This window comes from Microcoleus sp. Pol1C5, assembly GCF_036701115.1.
Classification (GTDB): Bacteria; Cyanobacteriota; Cyanobacteriia; order Cyanobacteriales; family Microcoleaceae; genus Microcoleus.
Genome location: NZ_JAUBQE010000040.1, coordinates 57,057 through 77,209 on the forward strand (window position 1 = coordinate 57,057; position 20,153 = coordinate 77,209).

The 20,153-nt window shown below is 47.0% G+C and carries 21 protein-coding genes, 1 tRNA gene and 2 pseudogenes; 14 read left to right on the forward strand and 10 right to left on the reverse strand.

Annotated elements, in window-relative coordinates; translation table 11 throughout:
* Positions 1-9: 9 nt before the first annotated feature.
* The 5 genes from QUA23_RS21155 to QUA23_RS21175 all read right to left on the reverse strand — a co-directional run bounded on the left by QUA23_RS21155 (position 10) and on the right by QUA23_RS21175 (position 3,901).
* On the reverse strand, positions 10-543 hold the full coding sequence (locus tag QUA23_RS21155; protein WP_333073490.1) for a hypothetical protein: 534 nt from the start codon (positions 541-543) through the stop codon (positions 10-12).
* Between the two features lie 238 nt (positions 544-781).
* Entirely contained in the window at positions 782-1,855 is a 1,074-nt protein-coding gene (locus tag QUA23_RS21160; RefSeq protein ID WP_333073492.1) for a glucose-1-phosphate thymidylyltransferase, read from the reverse strand.
* A 285-nt stretch (positions 1,856-2,140) separates the two neighbouring features.
* A complete protein-coding gene (locus tag QUA23_RS21165; protein ID WP_333073494.1) occupies positions 2,141-2,851 on the reverse strand; it encodes a M15 family metallopeptidase in 711 nt (236 codons plus the stop codon).
* 138 nt (positions 2,852-2,989) lie between these two features.
* Positions 2,990-3,106, reverse strand: coding sequence for a DUF433 domain-containing protein (locus QUA23_RS21170; RefSeq protein WP_333073496.1), 117 nt, complete (start codon positions 3,104-3,106; stop codon positions 2,990-2,992).
* A 132-nt stretch (positions 3,107-3,238) separates the two neighbouring features.
* On the reverse strand, positions 3,239-3,901 hold the full coding sequence (locus QUA23_RS21175) for a class I SAM-dependent methyltransferase (RefSeq protein ID WP_333073500.1): 663 nt from the start codon (positions 3,899-3,901) through the stop codon (positions 3,239-3,241).
* Between the two features lie 188 nt (positions 3,902-4,089).
* Between QUA23_RS21175 and QUA23_RS21180 the strand changes: the two genes are divergently transcribed.
* The 13 genes from QUA23_RS21180 (at position 4,090) to QUA23_RS21240 (ending at position 15,035) form a co-directional block, all read left to right on the forward strand.
* On the forward strand, positions 4,090-4,560 hold the full coding sequence (locus QUA23_RS21180; protein ID WP_333073502.1) for a MarR family transcriptional regulator: 471 nt from the start codon (positions 4,090-4,092) through the stop codon (positions 4,558-4,560).
* A gap of 163 nt (positions 4,561-4,723) precedes the next feature.
* Complete coding sequence (locus tag QUA23_RS21185; protein WP_333073504.1) at positions 4,724-6,400, forward strand: efflux RND transporter periplasmic adaptor subunit; 1,677 nt, start codon at positions 4,724-4,726, stop codon at positions 6,398-6,400.
* Between the two features lie 25 nt (positions 6,401-6,425).
* On the forward strand, positions 6,426-6,572 hold the full coding sequence (locus QUA23_RS21190; RefSeq protein WP_333073507.1) for a hypothetical protein: 147 nt from the start codon (positions 6,426-6,428) through the stop codon (positions 6,570-6,572).
* Positions 6,573-6,755: 183 nt separating this feature from the next.
* On the forward strand, positions 6,756-6,893 hold the full coding sequence (gene rpmH / locus QUA23_RS21195) for a 50S ribosomal protein L34 (protein ID WP_006632320.1): 138 nt from the start codon (positions 6,756-6,758) through the stop codon (positions 6,891-6,893).
* 42 nt (positions 6,894-6,935) lie between these two features.
* Complete coding sequence (gene rnpA / locus QUA23_RS21200) at positions 6,936-7,340, forward strand: ribonuclease P protein component (protein ID WP_333073508.1); 405 nt, start codon at positions 6,936-6,938, stop codon at positions 7,338-7,340.
* A complete protein-coding gene (locus QUA23_RS21205) occupies positions 7,312-7,704 on the forward strand; it encodes a PH domain-containing protein (protein WP_333073511.1) in 393 nt (130 codons plus the stop codon). The genes rnpA and QUA23_RS21205 overlap by 29 nt, the downstream gene beginning before the upstream one ends.
* Positions 7,705-7,907: 203 nt before the next feature.
* Positions 7,908-9,056 carry a membrane protein insertase YidC gene (yidC, locus tag QUA23_RS21210; RefSeq protein WP_333073514.1) on the forward strand — a complete coding sequence of 383 codons (1,149 nt, stop codon included), beginning with the start codon at positions 7,908-7,910 and terminating at the stop codon, positions 9,054-9,056.
* 11 nt (positions 9,057-9,067) lie between these two features.
* Positions 9,068-9,541 carry a R3H domain-containing nucleic acid-binding protein gene (locus QUA23_RS21215; protein ID WP_333039170.1) on the forward strand — a complete coding sequence of 158 codons (474 nt, stop codon included), beginning with the start codon at positions 9,068-9,070 and terminating at the stop codon, positions 9,539-9,541.
* Between the two features lie 90 nt (positions 9,542-9,631).
* Positions 9,632-10,144: a YceD family protein gene (locus QUA23_RS21220; protein ID WP_333073517.1), complete on the forward strand. Its 513-nt coding sequence runs from the start codon at positions 9,632-9,634 to the stop codon at positions 10,142-10,144.
* An 18-nt stretch (positions 10,145-10,162) separates the two neighbouring features.
* Positions 10,163-11,671: an AAA family ATPase gene (locus tag QUA23_RS21225; RefSeq protein WP_333073519.1), complete on the forward strand. Its 1,509-nt coding sequence runs from the start codon at positions 10,163-10,165 to the stop codon at positions 11,669-11,671.
* 161 nt (positions 11,672-11,832) lie between these two features.
* On the forward strand, positions 11,833-12,294 hold the full coding sequence (locus QUA23_RS21230) for an SH3 domain-containing protein (protein ID WP_333073521.1): 462 nt from the start codon (positions 11,833-11,835) through the stop codon (positions 12,292-12,294).
* A gap of 456 nt (positions 12,295-12,750) precedes the next feature.
* A complete protein-coding gene (locus QUA23_RS21235) occupies positions 12,751-12,927 on the forward strand; it encodes a hypothetical protein (RefSeq protein ID WP_242724391.1) in 177 nt (58 codons plus the stop codon).
* A gap of 530 nt (positions 12,928-13,457) precedes the next feature.
* Complete coding sequence (locus QUA23_RS21240; RefSeq protein ID WP_333073523.1) at positions 13,458-15,035, forward strand: peptidoglycan-binding protein; 1,578 nt, start codon at positions 13,458-13,460, stop codon at positions 15,033-15,035.
* A 178-nt stretch (positions 15,036-15,213) separates the two neighbouring features.
* Here QUA23_RS21240 and QUA23_RS21245 read toward each other — a convergent pair whose 3' ends face one another.
* From QUA23_RS21245 to lipA, 3 genes and pseudogenes are all read right to left on the reverse strand, one after another.
* Positions 15,214-15,741, reverse strand: a complete 528-nt coding sequence (locus QUA23_RS21245; protein ID WP_333059964.1) for a transcriptional repressor — start codon at positions 15,739-15,741, stop codon at positions 15,214-15,216.
* A 267-nt stretch (positions 15,742-16,008) separates the two neighbouring features.
* The gene (gene sigC, locus QUA23_RS21250) at positions 16,009-17,274 is read right to left on the reverse strand and encodes an RNA polymerase sigma factor SigC (RefSeq protein WP_333073525.1); all 1,266 of its coding nucleotides are present in this window, start codon (positions 17,272-17,274) and stop codon (positions 16,009-16,011) included.
* 786 nt (positions 17,275-18,060) lie between these two features.
* Positions 18,061-18,936: pseudogene (gene lipA / locus QUA23_RS21255) on the reverse strand (lipoyl synthase); the annotation flags it as partial.
* Between the two features lie 91 nt (positions 18,937-19,027).
* Between lipA and QUA23_RS21260 the strand changes: the two are divergent.
* A tRNA-Pro gene (locus QUA23_RS21260) sits at positions 19,028-19,101 on the forward strand.
* A gap of 78 nt (positions 19,102-19,179) precedes the next feature.
* Here QUA23_RS21260 and QUA23_RS21265 read toward each other — a convergent pair.
* Together QUA23_RS21265 and QUA23_RS21270 are read right to left on the reverse strand one after the other, a co-directional pair.
* A complete protein-coding gene (locus tag QUA23_RS21265) occupies positions 19,180-19,374 on the reverse strand; it encodes a hypothetical protein (RefSeq protein WP_333073527.1) in 195 nt (64 codons plus the stop codon).
* 423 nt (positions 19,375-19,797) lie between these two features.
* Positions 19,798-20,076: pseudogene (locus QUA23_RS21270) on the reverse strand (IS4 family transposase); the annotation flags it as partial.
* Positions 20,077-20,153 lie beyond the last annotated feature (77 nt).

Sequence of the window (20,153 nt, forward strand, 5' to 3'; positions counted from 1 at the left end):
TTTGATGCTTTATTTTTGTCGATCGAGCAATTCAGCGGTAATCTTCTCTAAAATAGCAGTATGTTGCTGCTGCACTTCTTTAATTTGCTCTATTTCCGACTGAAAAGCTGCGATCGCTCTTTGTTGAGTCTCAAGCTGTGCTGTAAGTTCGGGAGATGCGCTGCTGAAGTCGGATTGAATTTTTTTCTCTAGAGTTTGCTGATTTTCTTGCAATTTTTGCAATTGAATGCTCAGTGTTTGAACTACGCGGGTATTAGCGAAATTGTAAATAACTTGGCGTTCTAGTACGGGTCTGAGCAATTTTCGGACTATTTTTCTAACGGCGATGACTGCGGAACCGAGTCGCCTTTGGTAAGAGGTAATGGGGATGTTATAAATGTCGAAACCTGTCTTTAAAAGGGCGATGTCTTCGTCATCTTCATTTTGGGCGGTCGCACTATTTTCTGTTCTCAACAGGGGAGGCTCAGCAATACCAATTCTCGGCTCCAAAGTTTGTCGCAATTTATGTATTATCTGTTGAGTTGGTATTTCTTCGTACTGCAAACTTTCGTCTCCTTTAGATAGCTTACTATGATTTATTATGGAACAGGCATCTTTGCTGTTTCAATCATTATAACTAATTGTGAACAGGCAGCTTTGCTGTGTGAATAATTGTAATTAATTGTGGCACAGGCAAGATGCGTGTTCCAGGGCGGGCAGGATGCCCAACCCTACTCCCCACAAGAAAATTCATCTCTTGTTACATCAGGATTATTGCTTCCGATATTGGCAATATCTCAATTTAAGCTAACTCAATTTGACTGTCATCACCAATCATAAACCGCAGAGCTTTTGGACGAGCCGGCGCATTGGTTAGTTGAGCTCGTTGCCCGATCACGCTGTCAACAATTCGCTGGTGAATGCCAACTATTTTCGCCCCTTGCAATATTACACTGTGTTCGATATCAGCATCAATCATCGTCACGCGATCGGCAATACTGCTGTAAGGCCCGATAAAGCAATTTTCAATGTGGCAATTTTCCCCAATTACCACCGGCCCGCGAACTGTAGAATTAATGATTTCCGTTCCTTCCCCTATTTGCACTCGCCCGATAATTTGACTTTTCGCATCTACTGTTAATTCAGTTGAAGCAATGATACGGCTATCTAAAATGATTTGGTTTGCACTCAGCAAATCGTCTTTTTTCCCCGTATCCAGCCACCAACCTTCTAAATTGCAGGCTTCTACGTGTTTTTCCTGATTGATGAGCTGTTGAATGGCATCGGTAATTTCGAGTTCGCCCCGGGGCGAAGGTTGAATTTGATCGATCGCCTCATGGATACTAGGAGCAAAAAAATAAATTCCCACCAGTGCTAAATTTGACGGCGGAACTTTGGGTTTTTCTACTAACTGCAAAACTCTTCCTGTCTCATCAACTTTTGCTACACCGAAAGCAGAGGGATTGGGAACGGGACGCAGCATAATCAGAGCGTCTAGTTTCTGCTTGTTAAAAATCTCTAAAAAGGGATCTAACTGATTCTGAATTAAGTTATCTCCTAAATACATAATAAACGGAGAATCGCCCAAAAATGGTCTTGCAACTTTTACCGCGTGAGCGAGTCCCGCCGGCTCTGCTTGCAAGATATAAGTAATTTTGGCACCGAATCGAGATCCATCTCCTGTTTTCGTCTTCACCTCTTCTCCGGTTTCGGGACTAATAATAATCCCAATATCCGTAATCCCAGCCGCCACAATTCCTTCAATTCCGTACCACAGTATCGGCTTATTTGCTACAGGAACCAACTGCTTAGCACCCGTATAGGTGAGGGGACGCAAGCGTGTTCCTTTACCGCCAGAGAGGATGAGTGCTTTCATTTGGTGAACTCTGAGTTATCCTTTAGGGTTTGCGGTGCTGGCAAATATTACCTGCACTTGTTCGCTCTCATTGATTTTAAACTACCGCTACCCCGCTGGCAATAGTTGCGGTGTCTTATGATACAAATGATTTATGCCGATCGAGCTTTTATAGTCCTGGACGCATAGAGTGTCAAAAACTTGGTTTCTTGCCGAATAAAGCAGTTAAAAGCTGAGGTTTTTTGTCAATCAACCCGGTTTCTCCAGGTTGCGAGTGCGCCAGTCCCGATTTAATTGCGTACCCTTTTAATAGCGGCCATATCGGGCAATCAATTGACTACCACTATTGTTTTGATTTGTCAACCAAGCCCACATCTGATCGCCCAGACAAAAATGCCACCATTCGTTAGGATGTTGCTGAAAACCCACAGCTATCATCGCATTTTTTAAGATTTGCCTGCGGCGGTGATATTCCTGTTTTTGCGGCTCCTTGCTATTACAAAAATAATCGGGATAAGAACGTTCTGATATTTCATCAATCGGAGAACCCATATCAATTTGCCGATTATTTTCATCCACTAAAGTTATATCTAAAGCTGCACCTGTACTGTGAGGGGGAGGCGTCGCGCGATCGAGGCTCGGTACTGCCCAAAATTGATAGACGTGTTCTATAATCACTTGGCGTTTGTCTTCCGGAACCGGAAATTCACACCCTTGAGCTAGGGCAATTTGATTGAAAGTATAATCCACCATAAATTGCTGGACTTCGACCGGCCGATAAGCATCAAATATCAGAATTTTCCACTTGGGATGATTTTGTTGTAACTGGGTTTGAGCGGCGATTAAACTATCTACAACTCCTTGTCGCAAATAGTAAGGCGAATCTGCTTTGCTGTTGTGATAAGGAGCCCCCAACTTTTGATAAGGGTGTGGGATTTCAAAAGCAAAATGTTCTGGTGGAATGGGGACTAAAGGTTCGCCGCATTCGTCGATGGCTATTTGCTGGTATGGTTTCATATCAAGGTTTTACCCTACTTTATGATTGCTGGTGAACTACAATACTCAGTATATGCTTTTCACTTGAGTTCGCCGCGCTGCAAATAGCAAAGCAGCTAGAATATCCTCATGTTATAATTTTTTATAGTCATCTCTAATTTATTTACCATTCATACCAGAACTGAGTAATTCAAGAATCAACTTTACTGGAGATCGGAGACCGCGAATACAAGGTTTTACGTGACAGATATTTGGAGCGAGTGTGATGGGCTGCAAAAGTTAGTTTTTTATATTTTAGGATAATATATTAAATATATCCTAACCTAAAAAACATAGATTTCGATGGGTTTGTAGTAAGGACTTTAGTGCTTTCAATCTCCCTCTAAAGTCCTTACTGCTAAAAAAAAATTAACTTTGGCGGTAAGCAACTACCGCATAAAACGGATCGCCACTTCCTATTCGCAGCATTTGCATAAAACTCGGCAAGTTAGGCTTGCGAACTATTACTTCCGGCTTGCTAAATCCGGGTATATTCGCTCCTTTGACAGAATCAAAGTAACTCTTGACTAATTCTACCCGATCGCCCTCCGAACCTTCCCGCCAAGCCGCGATCGCCTTTTGATAAAACATCCGGTTGGAAAAACTCATAATTGCTACGCCACCAGGCTTCAATATCCGGTGAATCTCGGCAAAAACCGCCTCCGGGTGCTGCAAATACTGTACCGAAACGCAGTTGACAACGGCGTCAAACTCTGCATCCGGCAGTGGCAATTTGGGATTGGCGTTCAAATTCTGCACGAAATAATGATTCAGCCTGCGATTCTTTGCCAACTCGTCTTCATTCATGCCGTGCCCTTCAACATGGGCAAATTGCATCTCGTCAGGCAAGTGAGAAACCCAACTGCTCATCATATCAAAAATCCGAGTATTCGGTTTCAGCCGTTCCCGATATAATCCGGTGAGTTGCTCAATGAATCCATCGTCTACGTGAGTCACAAACCGGGGAGCGGAATAGAACAAATTGTCGTCGGTGTCGTCTAACTTGGTGCGCTTGTCGGCTGGAAGCAACATAAATTCTGATGGGAAAGTAGATTTACCCTTTCTAGTTTAAGAAAAATTAAGAATTGTTAACATATCCGGCAGAGGGCGGATTCCCGGTTTTAGCGTAGCAGTCGATCGCCAAATAACCGACTTGCACCCCCTTGACATCTCCCAAAAAGCATTTTACACTAATAATACGAACGCTAAGTAATAAACCAATGGTTACTACATCCACTGTCGATCGCACACATCTAGCTCAGTGGTACGACGTTCTCGCCCCCCACAGCCTGGGCTACCGTCTCAAACTTCTGGCACAGCTAGGCAGTCGCAGGCTGCAAGAGGTACTTGAACCCTTTGGCTTAACACCTTTTCACTGGCTGGTACTGTGCTGCTTGTGGCAAGAAGACGGTTTGCCGACTTCCAGCATTGGCGACAAACTGCAACAAGTAGGCGGGACGCTGACAGGCGTGCTCGATCGCATGGAAGAAAGAGGCCTAGTCCGCCGGGAGAGAGACACGCGCGATCGCCGCATTTGGCGCATTTGGCTGACAGACTCCGGCAGGGAACTGCAAGAGGTATTGCCCCCGCTGGTAGCTGCAATCCGAGATCGAGCTGTCGAGGGCTTTTCAGAGGCAGATCAAAAACTTTTTTCCCAACTGATCGATCAAGCGATCCTGAATCTTTCCTAAACCGACAAATCAATCTTTTGAGTGAAGTGCAGCAGCATCTACCTCTACTACATTACAAATAACCGTAAAATACTACGCACTCTTAAAAAAAGCCGTCTTACTAAATAAAAACTACGCACTCTAAACAAACGACATCTTACTAAAGAATCAGGAGTCAAATACAATGAAAGGCACAAACGAAACCAACCCAGCAGAACTCAACGGCAACAGCAAAGCAGTCGCCCTGTTAGAAAAGCCGATCGACGACAGCATCGCTAAAAGCCTACCAGTAATCCCCGCCCCAGAAACAGAAATCAGCGCCCCCGCCGAAGTCAAAACAGGCGCAGAAACAGAACTGCAAGCACCCCTGCCGACGGCTGCAACACCCAAGAAAAAAGCCCCCAAAGCGTTGATATTAGCAGCGCTGGGCCTAGGGGCGATCGCAGCAGGCAGCTTCGGCTACCGCTACTGGCAATACGCCTCCATCCACCAAGAAACGGAAAATGCCACAGTTGCCGGACACATCCACCAAATCAGCAGCCGCGTCAACGGTACTGTCGGCGAAGTCTTAGTACAAGACAACCAACAAGTAAAACCCGGACAACTGCTGATTAAACTTGACCCCCGCGACTACCAAGTTAAAGTTCAACAAGCCCAAGCAGCCTTAGAAAACGCCCGCCGCCAAGCCGAAGCAGCCGAGGCAAATATTTCCCTAGCCTCTCAAACCAGCCAAGGCAAAACAGCCCAAGCCCAAGGAGATATCAGCGGTGCAAACGCTGCTATTTCCACCGCTCAAGCAGCACTCAGAGAAGCCCAGCAAGGCGTACCCGCAGCAGAAGCCACCGTTGCTGAAGCCGAAGCCGGCGTACCCGCAGCGCAAGCCAAAGTCGCCCAAGCCGAAGCCGGCATTCCTCAAGCCCAAGCCAAAGTGACGGAAGCCGAAGCCGGAATTGCTGCAGCGCAAGCTCAGCTAGTACAAGCGCAAGCCAACCTCGTCAAGACGCAAGCTGATTATAAACGGTACGAAAGCTTGCAGTCTGAAGGTGCGATCGCCGGTCAGCAACTAGACGCAGCGAGAGCCGCCTACGAAGTAGCTCAAGGCCAAACCACCGCAGCCCAACAAGGAATTGCCCAAGCTAGAGCGCGGTTAGCCCAAGCCAAAGAAGGCGTAACCGCAGCCCAAGCAGCAGTAGCCCAAGCTCAAGAAGGGGTAAAACAAGCTCAATCCCAAGTAGCGCGCGCCCAAGTCGGTGTCGCCAGCGCTCAAGCTAAAGTCGCCCTAGCGCAAGAAGGTATCAGCACCGCCGAAGCAAAACTTGCTGCATCAAAGGGCGGATTGCAACAGGCGCAAGCTACGGGCGAGCAAACTAAAGTCAGTCGATCGCAGTATGATGCTGCTAAAGCTGCGATCGGGCAATCGGAAGCTGCGGTTAAAGACGCTCAACTGCAACTTTCCTACACGAATATTACTGCTCCGGCCGCCGGACAAATCGGCCGCAAATCGGTTGAAGTCGGGCAGCGGGTGCAGCCTGGAACTCCGTTAATGGCTATAGTAAGTAACGATTTGTGGGTAATTGCTAACTTCAAAGAAACCCAACTGGCAAACATGAAACCAGGCCAAAAAGTAGAAATTAAATTAGATGCTTTTGGTAGTCGCAAATTTGAAGGTCATCTCGATAGTTTCTCCCCTGCTTCTGGCGCTCAATTTTCATTATTGCCTCCCGATAATGCTACGGGCAATTTCACCAAAGTTGTGCAGCGGATTCCGGTGAAAGTTGTGTTTGATGCCGAAAGCATTAAAGGCTACGAATCGCGAATTGCACCGGGGATGTCTGCTACGGTAAATGTTGAATTGAAATAAGGGAAGACATGACACGGATACACGGATGAATTTAACTGTGTTTTCTGTGGTGTCACCAATTCTGGCTTTTACCCATGATTGCAAGCGAAATCCCCGACTTCTCAAAGAAGTCGGGGATTTGATTTTTTCGGTTAAGGGCGATCGCCCTTGCAATATCATCTTAAAAAGTTAGGTATCTGGTAGTGAAAACGAAACCGAAATCTCATTCACCAGCTCGAAAACGGGTTGTTGCTTTGTGATGAGTGGCGCTCGATTCAAATCGGAAAAATTATATTGCCAAAAAAACAACTCTATGGTAAACTAGAAGATTGTGAATATTAATCAAAAGTAAAGTAACAAGCCGGGAGAAATCAAAATGACACAGCAAACCCTGCACGGAACCAGCCGCAAAAGAAAAAGAACATCCGGTTTTCGCGCCAGAATGCGTACCGCAACCGGTCGATTGGTAATCAAAGCTCGCCGCAGCAAAGGTCGCCACCGCCTCGCAGTCTAGCACTGCATCAAGGTTGAGAGGCCTCAACGATCGCCCTACGCCATGTTGCCCGATACAAACCGACTTAAGCACCGAAAAGACTTCAGCGCCGTATACCGCAAGGGAATGCGCCGTAACTCGGCCCATTTCAGCTTAAGAGCTCTGCGTAAACCAAAAAGCGCCGAATTAAGCAAACCGACAGCCGAAAAATCCTTGCAGCCAACTCGCACAGGCATTTCCATCAGCCTGAAAGTCAGCAAACGCGCTGTAGTCCGCAATCGGATTAAGCGTCAGATTCGGGCAGCTTTGCGACACCTATTGCCCCGATTAAAATTCGGGTGGGATTTAGTAATTGTCGTGCGTCCGATCGCACAAGAGTGCAATTATGCAGAAATTCTGCAAGAATTAGAGCAGTTGTTGGTAGAAGCCGAGGTACTAGATGGGAATTCGAGAGGAAGTATATTATGAAGGCGGCCCCGCGCCGGGAGACTTGATCCTCAATTTACTCCTGGGGCTGACTGTGGTGGGAATCCCCCTAGCAGTAGGAGCAATTGTCCGAGCTCTGTGGCTGCGGTATCGGATCACGAGCCGCCGAGTGTCCGTAACTAGCGGTTGGATGGGGGGCGAGCAGACAGACGTTATCTACTCAGATATAGTCAAAATCGTCACAGTACCTCGCGGTTTCGGGACTTACGGAGACATGGTGCTCACCATGAAAAATGGCAGCCGCTTGGAACTCAGAGCTATGCCGAAATTTCGAGCAATGTATGACTACATTAACGAAAAACTGCCCGTAGCAGCTCAAAAAGCAAACGCGGCCCAAGCTAAATAACCGCACCGCTTCACCCTCAAATCAGGGTAAAGTCACTGCGACTATTGGCAAACTCATTACCACAAACCCGCAGACCGGGCGGTCGATCGACGGGCCATGTCCTAAGATAGAGACAAAACCCTAAAAATTGAGGCGGCTCGCCTTCAGCGGGTAAAAATAGTTCTCAACAGCAAACATAGAGCACCTAAATTAACTCAAAGCGAATGGATTTCGGTATCTCGTTTCTCTCCAACAACCTCATGCTCCCGATCCTAGATTTTTTCTACGGGATCGTGCCAAGCTACGGTTTAGCGATCGTAGCACTGACGCTCGTGATTCGCTTTGCTCTTTATCCTCTCAACGCAGGCTCTCTTCGCAATATGCGGCGCATGAAAGTAGCGCAGCCGTTGATGAAAGAGCGAGTAGATCAAATTCAAAAACTCTATAAAGACAATCCTGCCAAACAGCAGGAGGAAATGAGCAAAGTATACAAAGAATTTGGTAATCCTCTAGCAGGATGCTTCCCCTTGGTGCTGCAAATGCCAGTGCTGTTTGCGCTGTTTGCAACGCTCCGTGGCTCGCCGTTTTCTGACATAAATTACAGCGTCAACGTTCAAGTTTTGCCGAAAGAACAAATCGAAACTGTTCAACCGCAAGCTTTTGCTACACCGCCACAAAATATTTACGTCACAGGTACTTTTCATGCTCCTGTTGTGGGCGTAATTCCAGGCGGCGACAAACTCGCAGTCGGCGAAACAACCAAGATTAATTTTCAAACCCCAGAGGGCAAACCTCTTAAAGTTTTAGCGACAGAAAATAAGAGCGAAATCGACTTTGAACCCGGCTGGAAAGTCATCAAAGGCGAAGAAGTGGTCAAGGTAGATGAACAGGGCAACATCACGGCCTTAGCGCCCGGTGAAGCCACAGTTCAAGGCACAATCCCCGGATTGGCTTCTAACAAAGGATTCCTTTTTATTGAAGCTCTAGGCCGCGTGGGCGCGATCGACTCAGACGGTACAATCCACTGGGATATTTTGGTAATGATCCTGGGCTTCGGCATCAGTTTGTATATCAACCAAACTCTTTCAGGACAAGCACAAGGACCAAACGACAACCCCCAACAGGCTACAGTTAACAAACTGACGCCAGTCATATTTTCAGGGATGTTTTTGTTCTTCCCGCTGCCCGCGGGCGTGTTGATGTATATGCTGATTGCTAACATCTTCCAGACAGTTCAAGCGTTTATTTTGTCGCGAGAACCGCTGCCGGAAAACCTGCAAAAAATAGTAGACGAAGCAGAGGCGAAAACCAAAAAAGATCAGGGATTAGATGCCCTTCCCTTTGAGCCAAAGCGTGCCAAGAAAAAGGCTTGATTTTAACAACAATGAAAGACTCTCAAATGCAGCGCGGACAGGCATGGTTAGAAGAATTGCTACAACTGTCCGCAATTCCTTCAAAAGTGGTATGCGAACAACAAAAAGATTGCTATTGGATGACAATAGATGAAAGCAATCTGACTCCAGAACAAGTTGCAATCTTAGTCGGGCCAAATGGTAATGTAATAGATGCCATTCAATACCTATGTAACACGGTTCAGAATATAGGTCAGGAAGTAGAGGAGTCAATTCCTTATACAGTTGAACTAAATGGCTATCGCATCCGCCGCCAAGAGGAATTGCGCTCGATGGCAGAGTACGCAGCAGATCAAGCCAGATCGACGGGAGTTGAAGTTGAAATAAAATCGCTCTCTTCGGCAGAACGCCGTCAAGTCCACAGCTTTTTAAGCGAATGTGAGGATATAGAAACTTACAGTCAAGGACAAGAACCCGATCGGCGTTTGGTAGTTCGCCTGCGCTGACGCTAAAGAAGGAAGAAGGAAGAAGGAAGAAGTTAAAAATTAACTATTCCTTTTGACCTTTGAATTCAAGAAGTAGGAAGGCAAAAGATTATGGAGACAATTTATATCCCTCATCTCCTCACAAAAAGTGAGCGAAAAGAGGTCATTGATTTTGAAGAATTTATCCCAGATTTAGAAACTCTTACTCCGGTGCGAGGACGACTGCAAGTGACTCACCAAGGAAATTATCTTGAGGTGAAGGCGAAAGCAGAAACAATTGTTACTCTCACGTGCCACAGATGCTTGAAACAATACAATCATCGTTTGGCACTCAACTCATCGGAACTAATCTGGCTCGAAGAAACAGCAAATCAAACAGATTCAAGTTCAGCAGAAATAGAAGTTGCTTTAGAAGATTTGGTGGAAAATTTGTCCCCAGGTGGCTATTTCTCTCCGCGGGATTGGGTGTACGAGCAAATGTGTTTGGAACTGCCGCACAAACAGATATGCGATACTGAATGTCCGGGAATTTCTTTAACTGATGATGCAAATACAGAAAGCTCAGAAACAGTCTCAGACAGTCGCTGGGCGTCTCTGGAAGCACTTAAACGGCAATTGCCTTAGTCAGTTGACTAATAACTAATGACTATTTTTAGCGACGAGTTTGAACTACTGCTGCGATCGCGCTACCCCCTAATTTACATTCCCACACGGGAAGAAGAGCGCGTAGAAGCGGCGATCGCCCAATCCGCCAAAAAACAAGGTTCTCGCGCCGTCTACATCTGGGATTTTGTAGATGGCTACCAAGGCAATCCCAACGATACAGGTTTTGGCAAGCGCAATCCGCTGCAAGCTTTGGAATTTATCGAAAAATTACCCGCCACCGCGCCGGCAATTTTTATTCTCCGCGACTTTCAGCGGTTTTTGGAAGATGTCTCGATTTCCCGCAAGCTGCGGAATTTGGCGAGACTCCTCAAATCAGTACCCAAAAATATTGTCATCGTATCTCCTATAATTTCGATCCCGGAAGACCTCAGCGAAGTGATGACTGTTTTGGAGTTTCCCCTGCCTGCGGCGGCGGAAATCAAAATAGAGGTGGAAAGGCTGCTAGGGGCTACCGGACAAGCCATTGAAGGGCGTTTGCTGGACGAAATGGTGCGCTGCTGTCAAGGGTTGTCGATCGAACGAATCCGCCGAGTTTTGGCAAAGGCGATCGCCACCAGAGGCGAACTCCATCCCGACGACGCGGAACTGATTTTAGAAGAAAAGCGCCAAACAATTCGCCAAACTCAAATTCTAGATTTTTACCCAGCCCGCGAAAATATCTCCGATATCGGTGGTTTGGACAATCTCAAAGAATGGCTGCTGCGGCGCGGCGGTGCTTTTTCCGATCGAGCCCGCCAATACGGTTTGCCACATCCCAGAGGTTTGTTGTTAGTCGGAATTCAAGGAACCGGAAAATCTTTAACAGCAAAGGCGATCGCCCACCACTGGCATTTGCCTTTGCTGCGGTTGGATGTCGGGCGCTTGTTTGCCGGATTAGTCGGAGAATCTGAATCCCGCACCAGGCAAATGATTCAGCTAGCCGAAGCTTTGGCCCCCTGCGTGCTGTGGATTGACGAGATTGACAAAGCTTTTGCGGGATTAGACGGTAAAGGGGATTCCGGGACAACCAGCCGCGTGTTCGGGACATTTATTACTTGGTTAGCAGAAAAAACTTCGCCGGTGTTTGTGGTAGCAACAGCCAACAACATCCAGTCTCTGCCACCAGAAATGCTGAGAAAAGGCAGGTTTGACGAAATATTTTTTGTGGGTTTGCCCAGCCAAGAGGAACGGCGGGCAATTTTTGAGGTACATTTGTTGCGGTTGCGATCGCACAGCATCAAAAATTACGATTTAGAGCGCTTGGCTTACGAAACTCCCGATTTTTCAGGGGCCGAAATCGAGCAAACTTTGATTGAAGCAATGCACATTGGGTTTAGCCAAAATCGAGACTTTACCACAGATGATATTTTAGAATCAGCTAGTCAGATGGTGCCTTTAGCCAGAACGGCTCAAGAACAAATCCAGTTTCTCCAAGATTGGGCCGCTGCGGGGAAAGCTCGCCTTGCTTCTAGAGACGGCAGTTTGAGCCGCCGGATTCAGGGGTAAGCTTTTGAAGTCAGTAGTCAGTAGTTAGTAACCTGTTGTCAGTTGGCAGTTACCAGATTTTACTCAACATTCAACATTCAACATTCAACACTCAACAGTCAACCTTCTTCCCTCTTCCCTCTTCCTTCTTCCTTCTTCCTTCTTCCTTCATTTGCGGTTTTATGAACAGTGTATATAGCGTTTTCAAATTTTTAGTGGGTTTTCTGCTCGCGATCGTCCTGATGGCAGGTGCTAGCGTGGCGGCTGCACTTTACTTTGCCGCTAAGCTAACGACTGTCCCCGAAAGACCTGTTTTTCCCAACGACAAAACAGCAGTTCAGGTTGCAGGCGCTGCGCCGAAGTCAACAGCCCAGGCTAGCCCCGTTTCTACATCTAGCGATGCCCCGTCTCCGAAACCGCTGGAACCGGGAGCTTACCGAGCTCTGGTGACTCAGCCGATCGGCTTAATTCTCCGGGATACTGGTAGCCGAGACTCGAACCGCATTGGCGGTGTAGGTTACAAGGAAAAAGTCGTAGTTTTGGAAGAGTCGCCCGACAAAGAGTGGCAGCGAATTCGGATTGAGGATGACAATCGCGAAGGTTGGGTCAAAGGTGGCAATACTGAAAGAGTTGAGGGCGAATAGGAATTAGGCAAAATAGACAAAAAATATACTCCTCTGAGTGTGAGGGCAGCGAAGCAATTGTAGTGTGCAGGTTGTTTACCAACCCTGGGTTTTTTCCTGTCTCTGGCTCCAAATATCGAGATACATATTTATAAATAAAAGTCAAGTTAAATTTATTTACGATATTTGCGATAGCAGTGTGATGCGCTGACACTGCAGGTGCGATCGCCCCTGCAAAATCCTGAACTTAACATAAAAGCCCAGCAGACAAAAGGTTTTAAAAGCTAAAACTCAACAGAAAAACTCAATAATACATAAACCTAACTTATGTGATTCAGGAGAGTATGTTAAGAACATTAGCAAAATTTTAAGGTTAGTTGCAAAACCCAGGCTGTTGTCACCGCCGCAGAGGCAAGAGTGGTAGCTTGGATTACAAGATGTAAGTTTTCCACTTAACAGCTACCAACAATAAAAAATATGTACGACAAACGTCCCGATCGAGATTTGGCGACTGCTGCTGTTACTGCAGCTTTGGGAGCTGGGGTCGTTACCTCTTTTGCTGTGAGCAGAGGGCAAAACCCGCTGGTAGCCATCGCAATTACTATTTTTGCAGCGGGAGTAGCTGTAATTTGCGATCGGTTCGGCTTAATTTAAGCGATCGTCGATTTTTTAATACAAAGTCAACTTATCAAAAAATCCCCGTCCTATTTGCAACTAGCAAAAGTGGGGATTTTTAGTGGCTACTTTTTTGGTTAATCAGCGGTACTTTCCCAGACGCACTCGCCACATGAAGAAGCCGCGTTTCTTAACAAAAAACCTGCAATTTCAGGCTCTTTAGCCGACCACAAATTAAGGTGATGACAGCCTGCTCGCAAGTCTTGTGGTAATTTCAGCGGCAGCCAGATAAAATATTAGCCAACACTACCTGACAACTTATTCTCTTTTGGTCTTAAAGGCTAAGACTATGCCTGCAAACTTTTTTGCTGAGTCTCGCGTCTCTAGAAGCAGCGATGCTATCTTGGTTATTACCTGTAATTATTTTTGACGGTATTTTTTTTACAAAAACGGGTGCTTCGCGCTTTTCAAGTAGAACTTAGCGTTGGTAGAATCCAAGCCAAGCGTGCCAAAAATCATTTTTGGTAGTTTGCTCACACAACCCACCCACAATTTCACACTAAAAAATTATGGAATCTCTTGCTTACCTCGAACTTGCTCTTGTTTGCGAAGCACCCCCAGAGTCGAAAATTTTTGATAAGCCCAAGTGGCAAAACCTATCGAGTCAGACTTACGTCCGTTTGCTGTCTCTGGCTTTGATGGTGTCGGTTTTGAGTGCAGCCGGTTCGGCTTTTGCTCAAATAGATCCGGGATATCCCAATTTGCGCTCTGTTCAAGACAGGTTGCGGGAACTCGGCTATTTTCCCAGATCTTCGACAGGTCAACTCGGCCCGGTTACTCAACAAGCGCTGACGAATTTTCAGCGAGACTATCAACTGTCGCTGACTGGCCGCCCAGATCGAGCTACTGTGATAGCACTCAACAGTTTGGCCGGGGATGACGATCGACCTTTTAATACTATTTATACAAATTATCGGGAGCTGCGTTTTGGAGACGCGGGTGCAGGTGTTTCTGCTCTCCAGCGCAGGTTGAAGCAGCTAGGCTACTTCAGCGCGCATCCCACAGGGAGTTTTCGCGAAGTTACTCTCAATGCGGTTAGATACTTTCAGCGAATTAATCGACTGCGGGTGACTGGAGTTGCCGATAGGCAAACTTTAGCTTTGCTGTTTGGTTCCACCCGGCCGGTTCCCCCCGTTACTCTTCCAGGGAATATTTCGGGAAATGGCGGTTGCAAGGGGCTGCGGTTCGGGGACAGAGGGGCAACGGTAGACTTGATCCAGCGACAATTAAAAGCTTTGGGCTATTTTGAAGGCGGCGTTGACGGTAAGTTTCGGGAACGCACTCTCTACGCTGTGACTCGTTTTCAGCAAGATTACAATCTGGTTTCTGATGGTTGCGCTGACACTGCTACTTTGACTGCTATCGATGCCCAGATGAGGCAAGCGGAAATTACCTCATGGACTGAGGAAGATGACCAACAGATTAATGGCGGAGATTTTCTAGAGTTGGGCGACAGAGGTCGACAAGTAGAATTTGTGCAGCGGCGGCTGCAAGAATTGGGTTATTACAGGAGCCAGATTCACGGTTGGTTCGATCGACCAACTCAGGCAGCTTTGATCCGGTTTCAGAGAGATAGCGGGCTGTTCGGGACTGGAAGGGTCGATCGCAGCACTCGATCCGCTTTGCGGCAAGGCAACAGGCAGGCAGCAGCGCCTGTGCCGCAAATTGTTGCTGGTCTGCGACGGGGCGATACTGGGCCTGCTGTTCGACAACTTCAGTCTGCCCTCAGAAGTCTGGGCAAAAACCCCGGCCCGGTGAACGGAGTATTTGGAGCTGAGACCGAGTTTGCGGTGCTGTCGTTTCAGCAGGAACGCAATTTGTCACCGGCGACGGGTATTGCCACTCCGGCGACTTTGGCTGCGCTCCAAAACGGATTAGCTGGGCGGGTAGCTGTTCCTGCTGTTCCAATTAGCAGCAGTTTCAACCCTCGATCGAGCATTCAGCAATTACAAAGGCGGCTGCAAGACCTCGGCTTTTACACAGGCTCGATCAGCGGAGTTTTCGATGGTTCGACGAGAGACGCCCTCGATCGAGCTCAGCGCAGCTACGGGGTCAGCAGCGACGATTTGTTGAGCCAAACTTTTTAGCCCCAGGCTTGCGGACGCTACATCAAAGAAATCGGGTTTCTGCTGTCCAACTCCTTCCTGAAATGATGTATTTTTCTTAAGAAACCCGGTTTCTGCGTAACTGCGATCGCACTTGGGCTACCAACTTTTGTTAAAACTTGTAACAAGCCGTACTTGAAAATGCGAAAATAGTGTACTATCACTCGATTGAATCCGGGACGCTGCTGCCGTTGTGGGCGATCGACCTCGGACAAGACCAATTGCTGGAAACCAAAGACGGCCATCCCATCCGCAAAGCTTCGTGGCACACCGTATGAATGGTTAGCTGGCAGTCTAGCAGGTGCAACCCAGACTTTTCAGCTTGCTTCAGGCCAATTTTCAAAATCGAATCGTTGTTAAATTCGATCGTTCTGTTGCACTGAACGCAGACTAGGTGGTGGTGGTGATGCGGGTAAGGCTGGTTTATTTCATAGTGTTTGTGACCTTCTGCTAGTTCGAGTTCGCGGAGGAGGCTCATCCTTGCCATTAACTTTAAAGTTCGGTAAATGGTGGACAAGCTAATGTTTTCTCCGCGATTTTTTAACAAAGTGTACAAATCCTCCGCACTCAGGTGATTGCCTTTGGGGAGGTTCTGAAACACGTGCAAGATGGTTTCCCGTTGGGGAGTCATCCGCCAGCCTTTGTCATTGAGTTCGGATTTGAATGAGGACGCGGTGTAAAGTGCCATAGTGACCCTCTCAAGAAAGTCTGCCTATTGACAATAATACACAACGATCGAGATATTTTGCAAATATCGCAGCTTATTGAAAAAAGATTGAGGAAAAAATTTGGTTTTTGATATTTTTTGACTTTTAACAAGCTTGATGACTTGCTGCAGAGGACAGAGAAGTTGTTTAGAAGTAAATATTGTTACTTCTGCCGAATGCCTCATGCCTTCTGCACAAGTGCCAAATGCCTTGCTCCCTGATTAATCGCGCTGACTGACCGGCCAAATTTAAGTCAGAGACTCCAGATAGTCGCGCACGCGGTTGCGACGCTTGGGTTGGCGGAGTTTTTGCAAAGCTTTGGCTTCAATTTGGCGGACCCGCTCGCGGGACAAGTCGAGGGCACGACCGATTTCTGCCAGCGAATAGGGGTGTCCGTCGCCCAAACCAAAGCGCATCAGAATTACATCTCGCTCGCGGCTGGTCAAATCTGCCAGCAGTTGCTGCAAGTCGCGGTGCAGAGCTTCTCGCATCAGCATTTCTTCTGGGGAGATGCTGTCGGTTTCGAGCAAGTCGCCCAACTCTGTATCTTTTTCGTTGCCCACTTTAGTTTCCAGAGAAACAGAACGGGGGACTCGCAGCAAAACTTCTCGGACTTGGGAGGCCGTCATGTCCAACTCGACAGCGATATCTTCGATCGTAGCTGTCCGACCTTTTTCTTGAGAAATTTTGCGCTGGGCTTTTTTGATTTTGTTAAGTTTTTCGGTAATGTGGACCGGGAGGCGAATGGTGCGGCTTTGAGTGGCGATAGCCCGCGTAATTCCCTGCCGAATCCACCAGTAGGCATAGGTGCTAAACCGATAGCCCCGCGTCGGGTCAAACTTTTCTACAGCTCGCTCCAGTCCGAGAGTACCTTCTTGTATTAAGTCGAGCAATTCTAAACCGCGATTTTGATATTTTTTCGCCACCGAAACCACCAGGCGCAGGTTCGCTTTAATCATGTGGTCTTTCGCTTCGACGCCTTCGGCTTGAACTCTTTCGATCGCCTCGACTGTCATCTCTGCTAACTCTGCCCACTGGCGCTTGCCTTCGGACATAATTCGCTTGAGTTCGGGCACGTCACCGACGCCGGCGGTTAATGCCCAGCGTTCCAGGGAAGGTTTATGTCCCAACTGTGCGGCTAACCGATCTCGCACTTCAATTAAATGCACGAAGCGCGCAATTAGCCCTTCTTCCTGGGAGGCGACGGTGTTGCGTAATTCCAGCAATTTGATATAGCGCTGAACTTTTTGAGCTTCCGAGACTTCTTCGTCTCTACCCAAGAGACGAACCCGACCTATTTCTTGAAGGTACAGGCGCACTAAATCTGTAGTGCGGCGGCTGGCATTTTTTTGCAATTTTGCTGCTGGGTCTGCATCTTCTGTCTCTGCTGGGTCTTGGTCGAGCAGTTCGTCTCCAGCTTCTTCAGCATCTTCATCCAACACATCACCTTGCAAGGGATTGACTCGCAGTTGTTCGTCGAATTCAGCTTCAGCGTAAAAAGAGGTGGCTGGCATAGTGATTTTCTCAGTTGCTCCGGGTGAAAAGATGCTACGCTTAGCGGTTATTTATAGTTAAGATGCCCACTTTGTTAAAACGAAGCATCACCGCTTTGTGTTTCTTTACTAACTTTCCTGACTTTTCTGCTGTTGTTCGATCGAACTTTTGCTGCCCCACTTGTTTTACCAAGATTCTGGAAAACGCTAAGAACTTTCTGATGTAACAGGTTGAAGGCCCGAAAAGTGTGTTGTACTTCTTTGTTTATGTAGCTAGTATAGATAGTGACTGGCTAGAAACAAGTGACGTTAGTCAGAAGTTAAGTTAATCTTCATCACCAATAACCTGGTTCCCGATCACTTCGGAAAATTAGCCATTTTTTTAATAAAACTTTATATAACTCGGCGCTCTAGATTAAAAATACCTTAATGAACGCAGACGTTTAATCCATTACAGCATATGGGCTTGAGAGTTGCTAGAGTCCGCAGTACCGAGTTATTGGCTGACGCAAAAACCGGGTTTATTCCTCAAATTTCTGGATTAAAACCTAGAAGTTTGAGGAAGAAACCCGGTTTCTGGATCTCTTTTGGGTAAGTTGCGACTTTGAGGCGACGATCTACTGATAATTGTTTTGGTGTTGGCTGCTGCTTCCGGCTTAACATCACGCCCCGAACACCAGCATTTGAAACCGGGTTTTTTGCCCAGGGCTTACATATCAAGCGCAAGTTTTTCCTCGCTGTTACCCGGTTGATGGGGTTTTAGTGAGAATGGTGCGATCGGGCGCGAGTCAACTCCAATTAAAATGGTTAGCGTGGGTAAAGTTTCATCAGTTCCCTCACCTGTTCGGCGTGATAGGAACTGCGAGTTAAGGGAGAAGCTACAACTTGCAAGAATCCCAAAGATTCGCCAAACTTTCTCCAAGCATCAAACTGTTCCGGAGGCACAAAGTTTTCTACGTTCAAGTGCTTTTGAGTCGGTTGCAGGTACTGTCCAACTGTTAAAATATCGCAGCCGACAGCCCGTAAGTCCTGCATCGCCTCCCGAATTTCGGTGTCTGTTTCTCCTAGTCCCACCATGATGCCGGATTTGGTGTAAACCCCAGGTGCGAGTTCGCGGCTTCGCTGCAATAGTTCCAAGGTGCGATCGTACTTTCCTTGCGGCCGCACCTTGCGGTAAAGTCGCTTTACGGTTTCGGTATTGTGGTTGAGTACCTCTGGCCGGGCTGCGAGAATGATTTCTAAAGCCTGCCAGTTACCGCACAAGTCGGGAATCAAAACTTCTATAGTTGTATGGGGCATCGCCGATCGCACTGCTTGAATGCACTCGACAAACTGAGACGCGCCCCCATCCGGCAAATCGTCCCGGTTAACAGAGGTAATAACTACGTGGTTGAGTTTGAGCCGCTGCACCGCTTGCGCCAATCTTTGGGGCTCCGTAGGATCTAATGGTTGGGGCTTTTTCTCAAAATCGATGTCGCAGTAAGGACAGGCGCGGGTACAAGCCGGGCCCATAATCAAAAATGTCGCAGTACCTGCGTTGAAGCATTCGCCGATGTTCGGACACGACGCCTCCTCGCAAACCGTATTCAGGGATAAATCCCGCAAAATTTCTTTGACGTTGCCGACGCGCTCCCACTGGGGGGCTTTAACTCGCAACCACTGGGGCTTAACTGTCACGTCTGTCTCCGCCTGAGTAGTGTTTTACAAATCATTATATACGAGCTTGCTAAATTTTAACTTGAATGTGATAAGCTAAAAATATAGTGACTAATTTCGGGATGTAGCGCAGCTTGGTAGCGCACCTCGTTCGGGACGAGGGGGTCGCAGGTTCAAATCCTGTCATCCCGATTGACTTTAACTCTTTACAGGTAACGGATTTCAGATTTATTACTCTCTAGGATATTCCATTTTCTGCTCATCCTTAGCTCAGTCCGACTTTTCTAAGTAGCTGAGTAGCCCCAAAACTGCTTCCATGTCAGCCAAGTCTGCCCTTGACTTTTTGCGCCGCGCTTTTAACTGATTGAGCATATCGGTCGGCTCTGCAGATTCTGCAACGGTCGGAGCTGAGTTTTTATTTTGTTCCCGTGAGCGCCGTGCTTCCTTGAGTTCTTCCTCCAACATCTGCACCTTCAGTCCTAAGTCGCCGTTGCGCTCGTGTAACTGATTCAGTTATGCATCCCATTCTGTAAGCTGCTTGTTGGCCACTTTCAATTCCTGCCTGAGCGATTCATCGTTGCCGCCACTCAGGTACTCAATTTTCCCAGCCGTTCCTCAATGGCGGCTATCCGCTCCATCACGGGGTTGTAGACACGACGCTGTTATTGTTTCGTGTGGACAACTCTGTAGACAGTGTAGACGCTGTATTAGCGTCGCCTAATGCAATACGGTTTACTTAAGGTTTTGGAGGCTTTAAGATAGTAAAAACAGAAGGATTCATTTTTATTCCAATACCTCTGTGTTTAACTTTTTTGCATTTAAATATTGAAACAGGTTTTTTAACAACTTTTGGGTTATTTCTCGCTCACTCTTTGCCGTAAAGTTGTATCAAGTATATCCAAATTCAACCAAATTAAAAAATGGGATTTTTTGTGGTTCTAATCGCTGATTTTTTGGGACGGCACGACGAATAACTCGTAATATACGGGTGAAGGAAATACTTAATGGTGAAATCTCTGCACTATGCGCTGCTTCACAAATTAATGACCGTACTGCCCAGTGTCCTAATAATAGACCATAAGTTTATTGCACTACTTCTCTTGGTCTTTGAGAACGAATATGAGTTTGACCTAAGAGATGTACCTTGAGTTAATCAATTGTATTTTCGGCGTTGGTGAATTAGGGTATGATGATTTGAGAGTGCGAGCGCCAAAAAATAACACTTCAAAAAACGCAGAGCTTAT

Bases quoted from the DNA above. Each gene is read 5' to 3' on its own strand.
- QUA23_RS21160 (WP_333073492.1), bottom strand. From the start codon at position 1,855: ATGAAAGCACTCATCCTCTCTGGCGGTAAAGGAACACGCTTGCGTCCC.
- QUA23_RS21165 (WP_333073494.1), bottom strand. From the start codon at position 2,851: ATGAAACCATACCAGCAAATAGCCATCGACGAATGCGGCGAACCTTTA.
- QUA23_RS21175 (WP_333073500.1), bottom strand. From the start codon at position 3,901: ATGTTGCTTCCAGCCGACAAGCGCACCAAGTTAGACGACACCGACGAC.
- QUA23_RS21180 (WP_333073502.1), top strand. From the start codon at position 4,090: ATGGTTACTACATCCACTGTCGATCGCACACATCTAGCTCAGTGGTAC.
- QUA23_RS21185 (WP_333073504.1), top strand. From the start codon at position 4,724: ATGAAAGGCACAAACGAAACCAACCCAGCAGAACTCAACGGCAACAGC.
- QUA23_RS21190 (WP_333073507.1), top strand. From the start codon at position 6,426: ATGAATTTAACTGTGTTTTCTGTGGTGTCACCAATTCTGGCTTTTACC.
- rpmH (WP_006632320.1), top strand. From the start codon at position 6,756: ATGACACAGCAAACCCTGCACGGAACCAGCCGCAAAAGAAAAAGAACA.
- rnpA (WP_333073508.1), top strand. From the start codon at position 6,936: ATGTTGCCCGATACAAACCGACTTAAGCACCGAAAAGACTTCAGCGCC.
- QUA23_RS21205 (WP_333073511.1), top strand. From the start codon at position 7,312: ATGGGAATTCGAGAGGAAGTATATTATGAAGGCGGCCCCGCGCCGGGA.
- yidC (WP_333073514.1), top strand. From the start codon at position 7,908: ATGGATTTCGGTATCTCGTTTCTCTCCAACAACCTCATGCTCCCGATC.
- QUA23_RS21215 (WP_333039170.1), top strand. From the start codon at position 9,068: ATGAAAGACTCTCAAATGCAGCGCGGACAGGCATGGTTAGAAGAATTG.
- QUA23_RS21220 (WP_333073517.1), top strand. From the start codon at position 9,632: ATGGAGACAATTTATATCCCTCATCTCCTCACAAAAAGTGAGCGAAAA.
- QUA23_RS21225 (WP_333073519.1), top strand. From the start codon at position 10,163: ATGACTATTTTTAGCGACGAGTTTGAACTACTGCTGCGATCGCGCTAC.
- QUA23_RS21230 (WP_333073521.1), top strand. From the start codon at position 11,833: ATGAACAGTGTATATAGCGTTTTCAAATTTTTAGTGGGTTTTCTGCTC.
- QUA23_RS21235 (WP_242724391.1), top strand. From the start codon at position 12,751: ATGTACGACAAACGTCCCGATCGAGATTTGGCGACTGCTGCTGTTACT.
- QUA23_RS21240 (WP_333073523.1), top strand. From the start codon at position 13,458: ATGGAATCTCTTGCTTACCTCGAACTTGCTCTTGTTTGCGAAGCACCC.
- QUA23_RS21245 (WP_333059964.1), bottom strand. From the start codon at position 15,741: ATGGCACTTTACACCGCGTCCTCATTCAAATCCGAACTCAATGACAAA.
- sigC (WP_333073525.1), bottom strand. From the start codon at position 17,274: ATGCCAGCCACCTCTTTTTACGCTGAAGCTGAATTCGACGAACAACTG.
- QUA23_RS21265 (WP_333073527.1), bottom strand. From the start codon at position 19,374: ATGTTGGAGGAAGAACTCAAGGAAGCACGGCGCTCACGGGAACAAAAT.